Source organism: Dyadobacter endophyticus (assembly GCF_014641595.1).
Classification (GTDB): Bacteria; Bacteroidota; Bacteroidia; order Cytophagales; family Spirosomataceae; genus Dyadobacter; species Dyadobacter endophyticus.
Window position 1 is genome coordinate 210,065 of sequence record NZ_BMIA01000002.1, and the last position, 18,487, is coordinate 228,551.

The 18,487-nt window shown below is 49.9% G+C and carries 18 protein-coding genes; 11 read left to right on the plus strand and 7 right to left on the minus strand.

Going from position 1 to position 18,487, the window contains the following annotated elements; translation table 11 throughout:
• Positions 1-98: 98 nt before the first annotated feature.
• The 3 genes from IEY24_RS12955 to IEY24_RS12965 form a co-directional block, all read right to left on the minus strand.
• Positions 99-1,085, minus strand: coding sequence for a FecR family protein (locus IEY24_RS12955; protein WP_188932673.1), 987 nt, complete (start codon positions 1,083-1,085; stop codon positions 99-101).
• A 6-nt stretch (positions 1,086-1,091) separates the two neighbouring features.
• The gene (locus IEY24_RS12960; protein ID WP_188932674.1) at positions 1,092-1,664 is read right to left on the minus strand and encodes an RNA polymerase sigma-70 factor; all 573 of its coding nucleotides are present in this window, start codon (positions 1,662-1,664) and stop codon (positions 1,092-1,094) included.
• A 122-nt stretch (positions 1,665-1,786) separates the two neighbouring features.
• Positions 1,787-2,011: a hypothetical protein gene (locus tag IEY24_RS12965; RefSeq protein WP_188932676.1), complete on the minus strand. Its 225-nt coding sequence runs from the start codon at positions 2,009-2,011 to the stop codon at positions 1,787-1,789.
• A gap of 183 nt (positions 2,012-2,194) precedes the next feature.
• On the opposite strand from IEY24_RS12965, the gene IEY24_RS12970 reads away from it, so the two are divergent.
• Together IEY24_RS12970 and IEY24_RS12975 are read left to right on the plus strand one after the other, a co-directional pair.
• Positions 2,195-3,034 (plus strand): KilA-N domain-containing protein, encoded by an 840-nt coding sequence (locus IEY24_RS12970; RefSeq protein ID WP_188932678.1) that lies wholly within the window; start codon positions 2,195-2,197, stop codon positions 3,032-3,034.
• A 43-nt stretch (positions 3,035-3,077) separates the two neighbouring features.
• A complete protein-coding gene (locus tag IEY24_RS12975) occupies positions 3,078-4,010 on the plus strand; it encodes a hydrogen peroxide-inducible genes activator (RefSeq protein WP_188932680.1) in 933 nt (310 codons plus the stop codon).
• A gap of 106 nt (positions 4,011-4,116) precedes the next feature.
• On the opposite strand, the gene IEY24_RS12980 is transcribed toward IEY24_RS12975, so the two are convergent.
• Entirely contained in the window at positions 4,117-5,835 is a 1,719-nt protein-coding gene (locus IEY24_RS12980) for a DNA polymerase/3'-5' exonuclease PolX (protein ID WP_188932682.1), read from the minus strand.
• 205 nt (positions 5,836-6,040) lie between these two features.
• Here IEY24_RS12980 and IEY24_RS12985 point away from each other — a divergent pair, with 205 nt between their 5' ends.
• The 9 genes from IEY24_RS12985 (at position 6,041) to IEY24_RS13025 (ending at position 15,492) form a co-directional block, all read left to right on the plus strand.
• A complete protein-coding gene (locus tag IEY24_RS12985; protein ID WP_188932684.1) occupies positions 6,041-7,306 on the plus strand; it encodes an AGE family epimerase/isomerase in 1,266 nt (421 codons plus the stop codon).
• A gap of 166 nt (positions 7,307-7,472) precedes the next feature.
• The gene (locus IEY24_RS12990) at positions 7,473-7,670 is read left to right on the plus strand and encodes a CsbD family protein (RefSeq protein WP_188932686.1); all 198 of its coding nucleotides are present in this window, start codon (positions 7,473-7,475) and stop codon (positions 7,668-7,670) included.
• Between the two features lie 126 nt (positions 7,671-7,796).
• Positions 7,797-8,798, plus strand: coding sequence for a 3-hydroxyacyl-CoA dehydrogenase family protein (locus IEY24_RS12995; protein ID WP_188932688.1), 1,002 nt, complete (start codon positions 7,797-7,799; stop codon positions 8,796-8,798).
• A gap of 175 nt (positions 8,799-8,973) precedes the next feature.
• Positions 8,974-10,296, plus strand: a complete 1,323-nt coding sequence (locus IEY24_RS13000) for a cytochrome ubiquinol oxidase subunit I (protein ID WP_188932690.1) — start codon at positions 8,974-8,976, stop codon at positions 10,294-10,296.
• 2 nt (positions 10,297-10,298) lie between these two features.
• Positions 10,299-11,324: a cytochrome d ubiquinol oxidase subunit II gene (locus IEY24_RS13005; RefSeq protein WP_188932692.1), complete on the plus strand. Its 1,026-nt coding sequence runs from the start codon at positions 10,299-10,301 to the stop codon at positions 11,322-11,324.
• Positions 11,325-11,501: 177 nt separating this feature from the next.
• The gene (locus IEY24_RS13010) at positions 11,502-12,248 is read left to right on the plus strand and encodes a LytR/AlgR family response regulator transcription factor (RefSeq protein ID WP_188932694.1); all 747 of its coding nucleotides are present in this window, start codon (positions 11,502-11,504) and stop codon (positions 12,246-12,248) included.
• Positions 12,249-12,383: 135 nt separating this feature from the next.
• A complete protein-coding gene (gene fucP / locus IEY24_RS13015; protein ID WP_188932696.1) occupies positions 12,384-13,640 on the plus strand; it encodes an L-fucose:H+ symporter permease in 1,257 nt (418 codons plus the stop codon).
• 40 nt (positions 13,641-13,680) lie between these two features.
• Positions 13,681-14,469: an L-fucose dehydrogenase gene (locus tag IEY24_RS13020; RefSeq protein WP_188932698.1), complete on the plus strand. Its 789-nt coding sequence runs from the start codon at positions 13,681-13,683 to the stop codon at positions 14,467-14,469.
• Between the two features lie 9 nt (positions 14,470-14,478).
• Entirely contained in the window at positions 14,479-15,492 is a 1,014-nt protein-coding gene (locus tag IEY24_RS13025; RefSeq protein WP_188932699.1) for a zinc-binding alcohol dehydrogenase family protein, read from the plus strand.
• A 13-nt stretch (positions 15,493-15,505) separates the two neighbouring features.
• On the opposite strand, the gene IEY24_RS13030 is transcribed toward IEY24_RS13025, so the two are convergent.
• Genes IEY24_RS13030 through IEY24_RS13040 form a run of 3 tightly spaced genes read right to left on the minus strand, consistent with a single transcriptional unit; the run spans position 15,506 to position 18,476 of the window.
• Positions 15,506-16,624, minus strand: a complete 1,119-nt coding sequence (locus IEY24_RS13030; protein WP_188932701.1) for an ABC transporter permease — start codon at positions 16,622-16,624, stop codon at positions 15,506-15,508.
• Complete coding sequence (locus IEY24_RS13035; protein WP_188932703.1) at positions 16,621-17,727, minus strand: ABC transporter permease; 1,107 nt, start codon at positions 17,725-17,727, stop codon at positions 16,621-16,623. The genes IEY24_RS13030 and IEY24_RS13035 overlap by 4 nt, the downstream gene beginning before the upstream one ends.
• A 2-nt stretch (positions 17,728-17,729) precedes the next feature.
• A complete protein-coding gene (locus IEY24_RS13040; RefSeq protein ID WP_188932706.1) occupies positions 17,730-18,476 on the minus strand; it encodes an ABC transporter ATP-binding protein in 747 nt (248 codons plus the stop codon).
• Positions 18,477-18,487: the final 11 nt, after the last annotated feature.

Below are 18,487 nucleotides of genomic sequence, written 5' to 3' on the forward strand. Positions count from 1 at the left end.
TTGCTGCGCAAAACATCCGCTCGGGACCACTACCAATATCACAGCCAGCCTTAAAATACTTCGTAATATAGAATTCTGATTCATCCCGAAAGATAAGGCTATTTCAAAATGATCTGGTCGCCATGGTGTTCAACTTTGAGTGAAAGGGTTTCGCTGACGACACCGAGGATACTTTCAAGTGAATGCTGGTCAAAAGTAGTATTGATCGGCAGGTTCTTCAATCGCTGGTTGCCGATCACGATGTCCGCATCGTAGGCTTCATTCAGGATTTCAACCAGTCGCCAGAGGGGTGTACCGTCGCAAAACAGCCTGCGGGTTCGGTAGTAATTATGGAATTGGTCCGCGGCAATACCTTTGCGCATCTCAGCATTAGCCTTCACGATCGTCGCTTCCTCGCGGGGTGTAATGCGTACCCGCTGCGTGTCCCTCGAAACCTCGACAACGCCCGTCTCCACGATCACCTCCGTTTTCTCGGCATTATCCTTCACATTAAAAGAAGTACCCACCACTTTCACCGTCACATCATTGACTGAAATCAGAAACGGCTTCGATTTATCAGGTTTTACGTCAAAAAATGCTTCTCCTGTAAGTGTTACCGGGCGAGTTGTTCCTGCAAATTCCTGCGGGTAGCTAATGCTCGATTTTCGGTTCAGGGTTACGATCGAACCATCCGGCAGTGTGTCGGTGAGCGTCTGCATCCCGGAACTGATCGTCAGCATTTCATGGGAAGAACTACGCGTCGCAAGGAGATAGCTCAGCCAGCCTACGCCGGCTGTCATGAGCACCATCGCCACCATCCGCAAGACCCGGAATACCGGTTTGGGGTACATCGGTATTACCTCTGTTTCCCGCTGTTTGACCGTACGGGCTTTGAACCGTTCCCAGGCCGCATTTTCGTCCACGGTACTCCTGCGCGCGAGGCGTTTGCTCTCCGTCCAGATGAGTTCGAAATGCTCGAAATACCGCTGGTTATCATCATCGTCGAGCAGCCATTGTTTGATCTCGATCTGCTCCGCAACGCTGGCCTCGTCTAGCATCGACTTCACCAGCAATTCATCTATGTTCGGGTTGTGTTCTGTTTTCATGACTGATCAGCTGAGGAAAAAAAGTAAAAAGGAAGCCGGAAGAAAATCGGCCAGTTTGCCCCGCAATAGCCGCAATGCTTTGCCCATTTGGTTCTCGACCGTTTTGACGGGCATTTGAAGTCGGTCTGCGATTTCCTGGTATTTCAATTCTTCGAACCGGCTCATCTGGAAAATCGTCCGGCATTTCTCGGGCAGCTCCCGCAATGCAATGTCCAGGCGCGTTTCGAGCTCCGACAGTTCGAGGGCATGGGAAGCGCTGGCAGTCTGCTGCTCCTGATGCATCGTATAATCGCGGTGGGCCTCACGCACTTTCAGGTGTTTGAGATAATTCAAACTTTCGTGGTATACCGACCGGTAGAGGTATCCGCTGACCGACTCGCGGATATCGATATGGTCTGTTTTCTCCCACAACCTGCAAAACACATTCTGGACCATCTCCTCGGCCATGATATCGTCCTTCAAAATGGTGCAGGCATAGGCGTGCAGTCCTTTGAAATGCTTTTTGAAAACTTTCTCGAACTCCGATTCCCTGTCCCTGCTCAAAACCGTTACGTGGTCATCCGCGAAGGCTGCATTCATTGCATCGACTGGTTTATGTAAAAAATAAGCGCCCGACTCGGGTTGTACAATGAATTGACAACCGGCCGGGCGCTTACCCTAAATTTTCCCCAAAAAATATTCGGGCTTATGTTCTCAGCTTGTTACTTTTTCTTCGCTGCCTTGGTGGTATCTGCTTTGCTTGTTTTATAACGTTTGTCGGGTGTACCGTCTTTTTTGAGGTGTTTGTTTTCCTTATAACGTTTGTCGGGCGTACCATCCTTTTTCAGTTTCGCTTCTGTCTTCTGTTTTTCTGCCGTCGTTTGCGCAAAAATCGGCGTCGCCACCGCCATCAACGCCAGCAACATCCAAGCTTTCAGGTTTTTCATAGTTGACCGTATTTATGTGATTGATAGTTTAAAGTGGGTCTAAGTTACAATTCCTGAGGAAAATGCAAGCGGCAAAAGTCTCGAAAAAAGGAAGTTTAATGAGGATTTAATACTACTACAAGCTGTTACCTTTTTAGGAAGAGTACGTACCAAGAGGAATGTTAACGCAAAACATTCTTCAAAATGAAAAATCAAAGACTTATTGTTAGTGATCAGGAGATTAGCGTGCTGGGCAAGGAGAACGGGGATTTTATTTCCCTGACGGACATCGCACGACAGAAAAATGCGGCGACGGGGCTTGTGATCTCGCACTGGCTCAGTACGAGGTTTACCGTCGAGTTCATCGGGTTATGGGAGCAGCTGTACAATCCCGATTTTAATGTTACTGAATTCGGTAACATTAAAAATACGGCTGGGGCTAACGGATTTGTTTTGAGCGCCAAACAGTGGATCGAGAAGACCAATTCGATAGGGCTGGTCTCTAAGCCGGGTCGATACAACGGCGGTACATTCGCACACCGGGACATTGCCTTCGAATTTGCGTCCTGGATCTCAGCATCCTTCAAGCTTTACCTGATTAAAGAATTTCAACGACTTAAAGAAGAGGAAAACAAACGACTGGAGCTCGACTGGAACTTGCGGCGGAGCCTTGCGAAAATCAATTACACCATTCACACAGATGCCGTCAAAGAGAATCTGATCCCCAAAGAGCTTGATCCTATTGCAATAAGCAAGATTTATGCGGAAGAAGCTGATATTCTGAATCTGGCATTGTTCGGTATCACTGCGCGAGATTGGGCTAAAATCAATCCGGCGCGAGGTAATCTGCGCGATTCGGCGACGCTGGAACAGCTCGTTGTGCTCTCCAACCTGGAAAGTATTAATGCCATGCCGATTGGCCAGAGCAAGCTGGCCACAGAGCGGGTGATAGCGCTCAACCGGGTTGCAATTATTCAGATGAAATCGCTGGTCGGAAATCAGTCATTGCAAAAAGCCGCTCCGTTATTAAATCAACCAAAATGATAATTATTACTTTTGCATAAATGAAATTTATACAACATTCAAAATGAACATCCAGCAACTGGAATATATCGTCGCCGTCGACAACCACCGCCACTTCATCCAGGCCGCCGAGCATTGCAATGTCACCCAGCCTACCCTCTCGATGATGATCCGGAAACTGGAAGAAGAATTATCCGTTAAAATCTTTGATAGGACAAAGCAGCCAATTGTCCCTACCGGCATCGGGCGCGAGATCATCGACCAAGCCAAAACGATTTTACGCGAAACGTCCCGGATCAATGAAATAGCGAAGCATTTCAACGGCGACCTGTCAGGAGCATTGCACGTCGGCGTGATACCAACCATTGCGCCCTATTTGCTTCCGCATTTTGTGAATCCGTTTATTTCAAACTTCCCGGATATCAAGCTCCACGTCTCGGAAATGATCACCGACCGGATCATTACCGAGCTTAAAATGGGCAACCTCGATGTAGGTATTATCGCTTCCCTTTCAGAGGAGAACAGTTTACAGGAAATTCCGCTGTACAAGGAACGGTTTTACGCCTACGTTTCGGAAAAAACGGATTTGTATTCCAAACAATACATTCTCCCCACAGATATCGAGCCTAACGAGCTCTGGCTTCTGGAAGAGGGCCATTGCTTCCGGACGCAAATCCAAAAGCTGTGCGAACTAAGCCGCAGCAGCCAGTTCGGCAGCAGTTTTAGTTACCGTTCGGGCAGCATTGAAACGCTCATCCGAATGGTCGAACGGAACGGTGGCATCACCATTTTGCCCGAAATGGCGGTGATGGAGCTATCCGAGGAGCGGCAGAAGCATATCCGCCACTTTCGCTTCCCCGAGCCCGCGCGCGAGGTATGCCTGGTCGTCAACCGCGAGCAGATGAAAGCACGGCTCATCGATGCGTTGCGTGAAGGCATTACGGCGCATTTACCGGAAGGGATATTGAATAAGGAGGTGGAAGTGAAGGTTTTGTGATCGCAAACGTTACTATTTTGCAAGTGCGCTACTGAAATAGTTATACTATTTTACTAGCGCACCCTCAAAATAGTATAGCCACTTTAAAAGTACATTTTAAGAACAGTTAACTTTTTTTACTTGCCCGCCCTCTCAAATACTCCTCCATCTGCCCCAAATTCAGCGCATTAAAGGTCATATCCTTCGTCAAACCGCCCTTCCTTGCATTCGCTACACCATAATGCATATCCAGGTAGCCTTCCATTGCGTGCGCGTCAGGGTTAATGCTGAGCAAAACGCCCTTTTCCATGCAGTAGGCAATCCAGCGCCAGTCGAGGTCGAGGCGCCAGGGAGAGGCGTTGATTTCGATAACGACACCGTTGGCGGCGCAGGCGTCGATGATCACCTGGTGGTCGATAGGGTAACCTTCGCGGGAAAGAAGCAAACGACCGGTCGGGTGGCCTAAAATGGTTGTGTAGGGGTTCTCGATCGCTTTCAACAGGCGTGTGGTTGCCTTTTCGAGCGTCATCGTGAGGTTGCTGTGCACGGAAGCCACAATATAGTCGAACGAAGCCAGTACATCCGTTGGATAATCGAGCGAACCGTCGCCGAGGATGTCCGATTCTATTCCTTTGAGTATTTTGAATGGCTTTTCCGGGTTTTCTGTGGCGAAGCGTGCATTGAGTCTTGCAATTTCTTCGTGCTGGCGGATCACATCCTCCACTTTCAGTCCCTGCGCGTAAGTGGCGGTTTGGGAATGGTCGGCGATGCCGAGGTACTCGAAACCGAGGTCACGGCAGTGGAGCGCCATTTGTTCAAGGGTATGCTGCCCATCGGAATAGGTGCTGTGGTTATGCAAAATCCCCCTGAGATCATCCCAGGTAACGAGCTGGTCGGGCGTGCGGGTTTCGGCCCAGACAAGCTCTCCTGCACCCTCGCGCATTTCAGGAACTATATAAGGCAAGCCCGCTTTTTCGTAGATGGCGTGCTCGGTAACCGCATTCTCATAATAGGCATGTCGCCAGATGGTACTGCCCGATGTCCCCGCCAGGCCCAGGTGGTCTTCACCCGCTGTTTCGAGGAAAAGCTCATTTACCAACCGCTCGGGCTTTACGGCCACAATTTCAATGGCAACAGCGACATCCTGCACATGACCGCGCCATACGAACGGCGACGATATTTTCTCATCCTGGACCAGCAGCTCTATTTCCCCAATCGTATTTTGTAAAAGCGCCGGAGAATCCGTGCCGACAACGATACGGATCGTTTCCACAACCTCCGATTTCCTTCGTATCTCACCGGCCGCTTCCACCTGATCGAATGTCTTCTTCAATTCATTTACAATCAATCCCGCTACCGCCTCGGCTTTGTCCATACGCAGTTTCCCGGCCTGGTCTTTCAGGAACGCCAGCGAGTCGAGGATCTTTTGCTGGGTGTTTCCACCAAAGCCTTTGACTTTGGCCACAGTACCGTTCAAACATGCCAGTTCCAGTTCATGCAGGTTATCAATACCCAGTTCCTGCCATAAAACAGCGATCTTTTTAGGCCCGATACCTTTGATATTGAACATTTCCATCACCCCTAGCGGCGTGTTGGCGATCAGTTCTTCCAGCTCCGGGAATGTTCCGGTTTTCGCAATCTGCGCGATTTTTGCGGCGGTACTTTTCCCAACCCCCTGCAATTTGGTCAGCTCCTGCTCGGTCATGAACTGCAGTTCGCCTTCCTTGTATTTATCCAGGTAAAAAGCAGCCACGGAGTATCCCTTGATTTTAAAAGGGTCGGCATTGTGCAGTTCCAGCAGCTTGGCAGTTAGTTCGAGGACTTCTACGATTTCAGAATTACTCATGGGGATCGGGATTGATGAATTCATTGCGAATTACGAAGTATGGATCAGCATTTGCAAATCACACGCCCTTGCTGGGGGTGCCCAGAGAGTAAATATTCCAGAAAAAAATATTTATAGTGATAATGGCCCTGCCGATAGTCGGGACGGCGACCGGCGAAGTAATATCCAACAACCATTTCAAAAACTCTGACCATATTATAATCCAATGAATGTAGATCAATTGAAAAGCTACCGCGAAGAGATCCGCCAGCATTTGACCAACGAATTACTCCCATTCTGGGAAAATCGCGCTGTGGATAAGGAAAACGGCGGTTTTATAACTCATTTCGACAATGCAGGCAACGATTCGGGCGAGGACGAAAAGTCGCTGATTGCGCAGACGCGCACGGTTTATACTTTCTCCTCCGCGCACCGCGCGGGCTATGGCGAAGGCCGCTATGCCGAAATTGCCCGGCACGGGGTAGATTTTCTGATCAACAGGATGTGGGACAACGAGTATGGTGGGTTTTACTGGCTGATGGATCGCAAAGGCGACGTCAAAATCGATGAAAAGATCGTCTACGGACACAGTTTCGCGATTTACAGTCTGGCAGAATACACGTTGGCCACCGGCGATCCCCGCGGTTTGGAATACGCGGAAAAGGTTTTTGATTTGCTACAAAAACACGGTGCGGACACCTATTATGGTGGCTATTTCGAAATGTTCCACCGCAACTGGGACCTCAAAGGCCCAGGCGCTGCCGGAGGCGACCGCAAGACGCTCGACGCCCATATGCACCTCATGGAAGCGTTCACTACATTATATGAAGCATCGGGCAAGCAGGTTCACCGTCGCAAACTCGTTGAAATAATCAATTTGCTGATTAACAAAATCATGCACCCGCAATACAGAACGGGTATCCCGCAGTTCTGGGAAGACTGGACCGTGGCTCCGCAGATCAAATTCGATATTATCTGGGGTTGGGACCGTTTCACCGAAGATGGACTGAAAAGTGCTGCCGAAGACAATACCAGCTACGGCCACAACGTCGAGTTCGCGTGGTTGCTCATGCATGCGCTCGATATCGCGGGCATCCCCTACGACGAATACCATGACCAATTGAAAGCATCTTATGACCACGCCGTAGCGTACGGCATCGACTGGGAGTTTGGGGGCGTGTACGTGGAAGGCTCACATGCAGGCGAAGTGTACGACCGCGAGAAGGAATTCTGGCAACAGGCCGAGGTCATCATCGGGATGCTCGACGCTTACCGGGTTTATGGCGATGAAAAGTATTTGAAAGCCTATGACGCCACCCATCGTTTCGTATTTGATAAAATGATCCACCATTCGGTAGGTGAATGGCTGCCGCTGCTCACGCGCCAGGGCGAACCGATCTGGAAGCATATGAGCCATTCGTGGAAGGTAAATTACCACTCGGTGCGTTCGATGGTGCAGGGTGTGGTGCGGCTGAACAAACTGATTGCGTGATGTCAGTCTGAGCGCACGTTTTTGGACGTTTCGTGTAAATTTTTGCTCATGGGTTAATACCAAATGCGGCCAGAGAGCCGGTTTTCGCGTTGGAATGGTTGTTTAAATTGATCATGTACCAAGCGCTTGAAAAAAGCGCCATTATCAAACTAAAAACCACACAATCATGAGCTCATTCACACAGCAAGTAAAAGGTAACTGGAACGAACTCAAAGGAAAGTTCAAGCAACAATACGCTGACTTGACCGACGACGACCTGCTTTATGAAGAAGGAAAAGAAGACGAACTTCTTGGAAAAATTCAGAAGAAGATCGGCAAAACCAGAGAAGAGGTGGAAAGTGAAGTTGAAAGCTGGTCCCGCTAGATCTTAAAACAGGTCGATATAAGCCCCGTAACCATTGGTTTCGGGGCTTTTTTTGTAGTAACCGGCCTTCGCGATGCGCTTTTAACATTATATTACCCGCATCAAATCCTAAATCCGTTTTCTGAAATGAATCCAAATGAAATCCCTGTCGGCATTGTTGGCCTTGGCTTAATGGGTTGCAGCATCGTAACCTGCCTGCTCATCGCCGGACATCCGGTGGCGGCCGTAGCGCCCATCCCCGCCGACCTCGACCACGCCGAGCGCCGCATTCGCGAACATTTGCAAAATGCCTGGGAAAACGGCATGATCGATAACGAACCGGAGTTTTACCTTCGGAAACTGATCATTACAGAAGATTATTCAGTGCTCTATCCATGCAAGCTCGTGAACGAATGCACGATCGAAAACATCGATATTAAGAAGGCAGTATACCAAAAGATCGAAAAGGAGATTGCTCCGGACGCGCTGCTGACCAGCAATACTTCCGCTATTCCCATCAGCCAGCTTCAAAAACTCACGCAGTACCCATCGCGCTTCCTCGGCCTGCACTGGACCGAGCCCGCGCATACGACCCGCTTTCTGGAAATCATTTGCGGAGACGACACAGATATTCAAAACGGCGAATACCTGTACGAACTTTCGCATTTGTGGGGCAAAGAGCCTATTCTGGTACGAAAAGACATCGCCGGGTTTATCACCAACCGCCTGATGTACGCCATGTACCGCGAGGCGATCAGCCTCGTCGAGAATGGTTATGCGACTATCGAGGATGTCGACCGATCGTGCCGCAACAATGCGGGCTACTTCATGACGCTCGTCGGCATATTCCGCTGGATGGACCTCACCGGCGTCCCGGCCTATCATACCGTGATGAAAAACCTCCTTCCTACCCTCAACAACAGCACCGAAGTACCTGAGCTGATCGACAAAGTGGTGCGGGAAGGTGGCAAAGGCGTGCTCAACTCACATGGTTTTTATGAATATGAGCCCGGCGAAGCAGAGGTTTGGGAGGAGACTTTCAAGGAATTCACCTACGATATTCGTGAGCTGGCACTGAAATATCCGGGGAATATCGTGAAACAGCGGCTAGCTGAGAAGCGGGAGGCGGGTTCTTCGGAAAACAGCTGACGAGCTTTGAGGCATTAAGTGTAACCGTTCAAAAAAAATTAGCAAAAAACCGCGAAAGCGTGATCATTTTGCGGGAAATGATGGTTGTTCTGGAAAGCGTTCGTTAGTTTTGAAATATCCTTTGGCAGGCTGTTCCTAACCCGGAAAATGGTATTTTTTCAGTAAATCTATTCCCATGAACGACTTCATAGCCGCCAGATCCCAAATGGCCCTCTCGCTGGGCTTTCACATCATATTTTCCTGCATCGGAATGGTCATGCCTTTCTTTATGGCCGTTGCCCATTACTACTATCTCAAAACCGGACAAACGGTCTATAAAAACGTTACCCAGGCATGGAGCAAAGGTGTTGCCATTTTTTTCGCGACGGGCGCGGTATCGGGCACGGTGCTTTCGTTTGAGCTTGGGCTTTTATGGCCGGAGTTTATGAAACATGCCGGACCGATTTTCGGAATGCCGTTTTCCCTCGAAGGAACGGCATTTTTTATTGAAGCGATCGCACTGGGCTTCTTCCTCTACGGTTGGGACCGGTTCAATCCGTGGTTTCACTGGTTCACGGGTGTGGTCGTGGGTGTGAGCGGGCTCGCGTCGGGCATACTTGTGGTCGCTGCCAATGCATGGATGAACAGCCCGGCAGGTTTTGAATATATAAATGGTCAATACGTTAATATCGACCCTATTGCGGCGATGTTCAACGAGGCTTGGTTCTCCCAGGCATTGCACATGACGATCGCCGCATTCGCCGCCACCGGGTTTGCGGTTGCTGGCGTACACGCGCTCATGATCCTGCACGGGAGCAATGTGGCTTTCCATACCAAATCCTTCACCATCGCGGCGGTCTTCGGCTGCGTGGCGGCGCTGGTGCAGCCATTGAGCGGGGACATTTCCGCAAAGGACGTCGCCATTCGCCAGCCGGCCAAATTAGCAGCGATGGAAGCCCATTTTCTCACCGAAAAATCGGCGTCGCTGATTGTAGGCGGTATCCCGAATGTGAAAGAGAAAAAGGTCGATTTCGCGCTCAAACTACCCGGATTCCTCAGTTTTCTGGCGCATGGCGACTTTAAATCCGAAGTTACTGGCCTCGACCGCATTCCGGAAGAAAACCATCCGCCCGTGGCAATAACCCATTACGCATTTCAGATCATGGTGGGGATGGGCATGGCGATGATGGCGGTTTCAGTACTCTACTTCGCAGCATTGTGGAAAAAACGAAAGTGGCTGCAAGAACCCTGGCTCCTCAAAATCTTTGCATTAGCGACGCCGCTCGGCTTTATCGCCGTGGAAGCCGGCTGGACCGTCACCGAAGTTGGCCGCCAGCCCTGGATCATATACGGCGTCATGCGGACCGCCGACGCCGTAACCCCTATGCCGGGCATTGCCTATTCATTTTACCTTTTTACCGCCATCTACGCCTCCCTGGCCGCATTTGTAGCTTTCATGCTTTACCGGCAGATTAAGATGGTTGGGAAGTTGTACGATGTTCAATCATTCAATCATTAAAAATGCTCTACATCGTCATCACATACCTCTGGGCGTCGATTCTACTTTACCTGCTGCTGGGCGGAGCGGATTTTGGTGCGGGGATTATCGAACTTTTTACCTCGCAAAAGAACAAGCAAGTTACCCGAAAGACGCTTTACTCGGCCATCGGGCCTATTTGGGAGGCTAATCACATGTGGCTTATTATCGCCATTGTGATCCTGTTCGTCGGTTTCCCCGTCATTTATTCGACCATGTCGGTGAATATGCACATCCCGCTCACCGTCATGCTGATCGGCATTATTGCACGCGGTACGGCATTCACGTTCCGGCATTACGATGCGGTTGTGGACGATATGCAGCATCTTTACAATTCCATATTCGCGATTTCCAGCTTCACGACGCCCCTTTTTCTGGGTATTATCGCAGGAAGCGCGGTTTCCGGGCGTATCGATCCGCAGGCCGATACCTTCGCCGACGCCTATATTTTCAGCTGGCTGCATTGGTTCGCCATCACGGTCGGGCTGTTTACGGTTTCGATATGCGGCTTTCTGGCGTCGGTTTACCTCATTGGCGAAACCCAGGTCGAGCACGAGCGGCTCCGCTTTGCGCACAAAGCGCAGTTTTTTAACATCGCCGCCGTGGTATGCGGCTCGCTGGTGTTTGTGGCGGCCTGGTTCGAACATATCCCGCTGTTCGACTGGGTATTCGGTAATTGGGTCGGGCGCATTGCCATTCTTTCGGCTACGCTCTCGCTTATCTGGATGTGGACGTTGCTTTACAAGGGGAAAATCGGCCTGCTAAGACCGCTGGCTGGTTTCCAGGTGACGATGATCCTCCTTACCACAACTTTCAAACACTTTCCGAACATCGTGATCCTGAAAGGCGGCGGCTATTTGTCCCTCACCGAACATGCCGGCCACGAAAAAACCATCGGAGCGCTGGGCTGGGCGCTGCTTTTGGGCAGTATTCTCATATTACCGACCCTTTTCTACCTCATTTACAGCTTCCAGAAAAAGCCATTGTCTTACGGAGGCGAAACGCATTAGACCAACCTCCCTTACCAGTACGAAACAGGGTTCATTCGGCGCTCCCACTCCTTTCAATAACCGTTTGGTACCACACGGACATTGGAATGAGTTGGGTTGTGCCCATTATCATACTTTGTGAAAAAATCGCAGCCGGGTTAGCTGCCATTCACAAGGGATTTTAACACTATACCCACTATGATAAAAGCGCTGATCATCGACGACGAGCCACGAGCCCGTAATGTTTTGCACCAGTTTATCATCAGTTTCGCGCCCGAAATCTCGGAGGTACGAACTGCCGCATCGGTAGAAGAAGCCAAAGAAGTGCTGGAATTCTTTCAGCCAGACCTTGTTTTCCTCGACGTGGAAATGCCCCATCAGAACGGATTTGACTTCCTGCTGCTCCCCAACAATCCCGATTTCGATGTCATTTTCACCACGGCCCATAATCAGTACGCCATCCAGGCGATACGGTTCAGTGCGTTGGACTACCTGCTGAAACCCATTAATCCGGATGAACTCCGCGACGCGGTGAAACGGCATTTCACGAAAAGTGAGAGTTTCAAGCAACGCAAAATGCTTTTTGACAATCTCGCCGTGAACATCGACAAACGGGACATTAAAGATTTCCGCCTGGCGGTGCCTTCGAGTGAGGGGGTTTTCTTTTTTATGATACACGAAATCCTCCGCCTCGAAGCAGACCGCAACTACACGATCATCCACCTGATCAATAAACGGCCGTTTATCGCGAGCAAGACATTGAAACATTTCGAGGACATGCTGGATAAGTTCCGCTTTGTTCGAACACACAAATCCCACCTGGTCAATCTCGACCATATTATACGGATCAGCAACAACAACGAGTTCATTATCCTCTCGGACGGGTCACGTATAGAGGTGTCGCGTAGGAAAAAAGATGAAGTCCAGCGGCAACTGAATATCTGAAAGCCAGGCTTCGCAAAACAATGTATTGGAATATTTTAGGAGGCAAGAAGCATTTCCCCCTAAAAAAATATTATTCCTTTGCATTGTTTTGTTTTACTTTACAGCCGTTCCTGAATCTACTAATATTTAACCTTTATGACCGATCGTAAGACGCGGCTGGCTGTCATCCTCATCACGTCACTGTTTTTTCTCTGGGGTTTTGCCCTCAATCTCAACCCAATCCTGATCCCGCATTTAAAGAAAGCCTGTCAGCTCAGCGACTTTCAATCCGCGCTGATCGATTCCGCCTCCTACATCGCCTACTTCCTGATCGCATTACCGGCCGGGCTTTTCATGAAAAAGTATGGATACAAGGCCGGTATCGCCTTTGGCCTATTACTTTTTGCCACCGGCTCATTTCTATTTTACCCAGCGGCCGAAATGCGGCATTTCGGATTCTTTTTATTCGCATTGTTTGTCATCGCAAGCGGGCTGACTATGCTTGAAACAGCTGCTAACCCGTATATTACTGTACTTGGCGACGCCGATTCCGCTACACAGCGGCTCAATTTTGCGCAGTCTTTCAATGGACTAGCGGCATTTCTGGCACCGTTAATGGGAGGAAAATTCATTCTTTCAGGCAAAACGCTTAGCGAAGCCGAGCACCAGGCCATGTCTCCCGACCAGCTGAATGCCTATCTGAATGAAGAAGCATCTTCGGTACAAATTCCGTTTATTCTCATCGGTTTGGTGGTGTTGCTCGTTGCCGTGATGATCTGGCGAACTTCTTTGCCGGAAATCAAGGAGGAAGAAGAAGAAGTTGAACAAAAACCGAGCGGCTCCATCTGGGGCGAAAAAAACCTTATTCTGGGCACTACCGCCCAGTTCTTCTATGTGGGCGCGCAGGTATGCATCAGAAGCTTCTTCATCCGTTTCGCCGACCATGTGGCGGGTATTGATGAAAAAACGGCTGCCTACTTACTGTCGGGGGCATTGCTTGCCTTCATGGTCGGCCGGTTCATTGGTACCTATCTGATGCGTTTCGTAGCGCCGCCGCGTTTGCTGGCCATTTATAGCATTGCCAACATTGTATTGCTCATCATTGCCGTGATTACAGATGGAATGTTCTCGGTTTACGCGCTGGTAGGCGTCGAATTTTTCATGTCGATCATGTTCCCGACCATATTCGCATTGAGTATCCGCGGATTGGGTGAAAAAACCAAAATTGGATCATCGCTGGTCATTATGTCGATCGTGGGCGGCGCTTTTTTCCCCGTGATTATGGGTCAGGTGTCGGATATTTCGTCCATTCAAACGGCTTACATAGTCCCTGCGGTGTGTTTCCTTGTAGTATTATACTTCGCGATCCGTAACAGCTCGGTGAAGAGCGTGACATTGGGCACTTCGCATTAATAGGAAAGCAATTCATTTATAAGCATTTATTAAATTAATAATGGATTTAAAACTTCAAAATAAGGTAATCGTCGTGACTGGCGGGGCGAAAGGTATTGGCGAGGGAATCGTGCAAGTGCTGGCATCAGAAGGCGCAATACCGGTGATCGTCGGCAGAAATGCAGATGACAACCAAAAAGTAGTTGACGCGCTGGCGGCGCAAGGAAAAGAATCATTTCAGGTAGCGGCTGAGCTTACCCGCCCCGAAGAGTCGGAAAAAGCGGTGAATGCGGTGCTCGAAAAATATGGCCGGATCGACGGTCTGATCAATAATGCAGGGGTAAATGATGGTGTAGGGCTTGAAAACGGCACGTATGACGGCTTTATCGCTTCACTGCACAAGAATGTGGTACATTACTACCTGATGGCGCATTATGCATTGCCGGCATTGAAGGTTTCCAAAGGTTCCATCGTTAATATCAGTTCAAAAACGGCCGATACCGGCCAGGGCGGAACCTCCGCTTATGCTGCTTCCAATGGCGGACGCAATGCATTGACACGCGAATGGGCCGTGGAATTACTGAAATATGGCATCCGCGTGAATTCGGTGATTGTAGCCGAATGCTGGACGCCGCTTTATGAAAAATGGATTGAAACCCTACCCAATCCGCAGGAAAAACTGGCATCGATCACGGCGAATATTCCATTGGAAAACCGCATGACAACAGCCGAGGAAATCGCTAACATGACTGTTTTCCTACTTTCTGAAAAATCCAGTCACACTACCGGGCAGCTTATTTACGTCGACGGCGGGTATGTCCACCTCGACCGTGCGCTGGCCAATTCCTGATAACGATCAATGGAAATACTAGTTTGTACCACACCCGGCTCATTCTCCTACGAACAGGCCGATGCGCCCGTAGCGACACCAGGCCATAGTATACTGAAAATCAAAAGAATAGGTATTTGCGGAACCGACTTGCACGCCTTCGAGGGAACCCAACCTTTCTTTAATTATCCAAGAATCCTCGGTCACGAGCTGGCCGGGGAGATCGTCGAAACCGACGCGCCGGGTTTTGTGAAGGGCGAGGCGGTAACGTTTGTTCCCTACTTCAATTGCGGCAAATGTGTGGCCTGCCGCAATGGCAAGCCCAACTGCTGTACCACCCTGAAAGTATCGGGCGTGCACATCGACGGCGGGATGGTGGAGTACCTGTCTGTCCCCTCCTACTCGCTCGTGCACGGCGATGGCCTGAGCTTCGACGAGCTTGCGCTGGTGGAACCGCTTGCGATAGGCGCCCATGGCGTGCGCCGTGCGGATGTACGCAAGGACGAGTTCGTGCTCGTGGTAGGTGCCGGCCCCATCGGACTTGGTGCGATGGAATTTGCCCGTATTGCCGGCGGCAAGGTTATAGCGCTGGATATCAACGACCAGCGTCTTGCATTTTGCCGCGATCGCATTGGTGTGGAGCATACCATTAACGGGCTGACAGAAAACGTTACCGAACGCCTGGCCGAAATCACCAACGGCGATATGCCGACAACCGTCATCGATGCAACGGGCAACCTGCGGGCCATTAATACGGCATTCGCTTACCTCGCGCACGGTGGCAAATATGTGCTGGTAGGCCTGCAAAAAGGTGAAATCGCATTCAGCCATCCCGAATTCCACAAACGGGAAGCGACATTGATGAGCAGCCGCAACGCAACCCGCGCCGATTTCGAACATGTGATCCACAGCATGAAAAACGGGTTGGTTGACCCAAAAACATACATCACCCACCGCGTCGCATTCGGGCAGGTGAAGGATGAATTCGAAAGTTGGCTCGACCCGGCGAATGGGGTTATCAAGGCGATGGTGGAGCTGGATTGACCGACGCGATCCCCTAATTCGTTTTTTTGTAGTTCAAAATGGCCCAACCGTTCAGTACGACGGCCATTAATGATACTATTCCTACATGGGGCAGGACATCGATGAAACTGCTGCCTTTGAGAATGACCATTCGCATCACCTCGATCATATAACGCACCGGATTGACGCGCGTGATCAGCTTGGCCCACTCGGGCATGCTGTCGATCGAAGTGAACAGACCGCCCAGCAGTATGAAAAGCATCATAAAAAAGAACATGATGAACATGGCCTGCTGCTGGGTGTCGCAAAACGTCGATACGAGTAAACCGAAACCTAAAACGGCCAGTAAATACACCGAAATAAAGGCGTAGAGCGTCAGCAAACTCCCTAACGGCACGATCCCGTACATAAACCGCGCCACGAGCAGCCCTATTGTGAAAACAATATTGGCCAGCACCCAGAAGGGGATCAGTTTACCCAAAATAAATATGTGCTTCTTAATAGGCGTCACGTTGATTTGCTCAATCGTGCCTATCTCCTTTTCCCTGACAATATTCAACGCCGACAAAAAGCCTCCCACCATCGTTACGAGGATGGCAAGAATGCCGGGCACGATAAATACCTTATAATTCAAAACCGGGTTGAACCAGTTTGAAGCTACCACCTCGATCACGGGAAACTGACTCTGCCGCGGCGGGGTGACGAGCTGCATGCGAACGTCCGCATTAAAATCGCCGATAATGCTGCCCAGATACGAACCGCCGAGACTGGCCTTCGTACCATTGATGGCATTCACAGCCACATAAAGCTGTTCGTGGTCTTCACGGATCAGGTTTCTTTCAAAATGATGCGGGATTTCGAGGATCAAATCCGCTTTGTCGGCTTCAATAAGGCCGAACGCCTCTTTGAACGACGCATTGTAGCCCGTAAGCCGGAAATAGCCCGATGCCACGATCTTCGAGATCAGTTTCTGCGAATAGGGCGATTTATCGTGGTCGACAACCGATAAATTGATGTTCCTCACCTCATAATCGGCGGCGAGCGGCATGAGTATCAGCTGCACCATCGGCATGAAAAAGATCATCGCTACGATGGCTTTGTCCCTAAAAATCTGCCGGAATTCTTTGCGTAACAAAAATCGTAATATCCTCATTGCAAACGGATTTTAAAGCTTTTCAAACTCACAAGCAACAGAAACAGGGTCATTCCCAGCAAAATCAGCGTTTCTTTCCAAAGCGCAGTGATCCCTAACCCTTTGATCATTATCGACTTTACGATAATGTAAAACCATTTGGAGGGAACGATGTTCGAGATGATCTGCAACGGTATGGGCATATTTTCGATCGGGAACAGAAAGCCGCTGAACATCATCGTCGGAAGCAGCATACCCATCAATGAAATGAGCATCGCTATTTGTTGGGAATCTGTTTTAATGGATATAAAAATACCCAGTGCCAAACAAGTGATGATGAACAATGTGCTTTCGGCAAATAGCAGCACAACGCTCCCTTTCACAGGCAAATCGAGCACAAAAACGCTTAGCAGCAATATCGCCGTCACATTCACCAGCGACAATGCGAGGTAGGGGAATGCTTTCGCAAAAATCACCAGCACCGGTTTGAACGGTGATACGAGTAGGATTTCCATGGTGCCGGATTCTTTTTCACGCACGATGGAAATAGCAGTCATCATCACCGAAACAAGCAATAGCACCAGTGCCATCACGCCCGGCACGAAGCCGTGCGCACCTTTGAGCTGAGGATTATAGAGCATGCGGACTTCCGGCGTAATGCGGTAAGGGATTTCCAGATTTTGGTTGATCTGATTCTGATAATCCACGATGATCGACGACAGGTAATTCGTGATCATATTCGCAGTATTCACATCGGTGGCATCGGTAATGATCTGAATCTGGGCCTTGTTCTGATGAAGCAGGTCCTCATTAAAATCTGCCGGAAATACCACCACCGCCTTGATTTTCCCCTTCTTAAATGCCCCCAATATTTCACTGTGGCTCAGTGCTGCCTGCCGGATGTTGAAATACCGGCTGGAACCGATCTTCGTCAGCAACTCCTGCGAAGCATTATCTCTGGCATAATCGACGACCAAGATTTCGGAGTCTTTCACCTCGTTGGTCAATGCGAAACCGAAGATCAATATCTGCGCGATGGGCATTCCAAAGAGAATCAGCAGCGTACGCCGGTCGCGCAGCACGTGGTAAAATTCCTTTCTGACAAATGCGAGAAATTGTTTCATGGCTAATCCCCTCTTTTTGCGCCGCGCGCAAGTTGGTAAAACACTTCGTCCATCGACCGCGCGCGAAAGCTGCTTTTCAGGTTGGTAGGCGTGTCGAGGACCTCCATTCTGCCATCCACCATAATGGATATACGGTTGCAATACTCGGCCTCATCCATATAATGCGTGGTCACGAAAACGGTAATGCCGCTGTCGGCCGCCTGGTAAATCATATCCCAAAACTGTCTCCGCGTCACCGGGTCTACCCCGCCGGTAGGCTCGTCGAGAAATACGATTTTCGGCTCGTGCAGTACGGCTACGGAAAAAGACAGCTTCTGTTTCCAGCCCAAAGGCAAGGACCCTACGAGCTTGTTAGCTTCGGTTTTCAAGCCCAGCCTTTGGAGCAGCTCCTCGGTTTTGGATTGAATACGCTCATCGGAAAGGCCGTAAATGCCTCCGAAAAACTCGATATTTTCCCGTACCGTCAGGTTTTCATAAAGCGAAAATTTCTGGCTCATGTAACCGATATTCTTCTTGATCTGCTCGGTTTGCGTGTACACATCGTAACCTGCGATAGTCGCTTTGCCCGAACTGGGCGACGAAAGGCCGCAGAGCATCCGCATGGCGGTGGTTTTCCCGGCGCCATTCGCGCCGAGGAAGCCGAAAATCTCCCCTCTGTGAACGTCGAATGTAATTTCGTTGGTGGCTATAAAATCTCCGAACCGCTTGGTGAGCTTTTCGCAGACAATCACTTTGTCGTCCTGCATCATGGCTATGACGG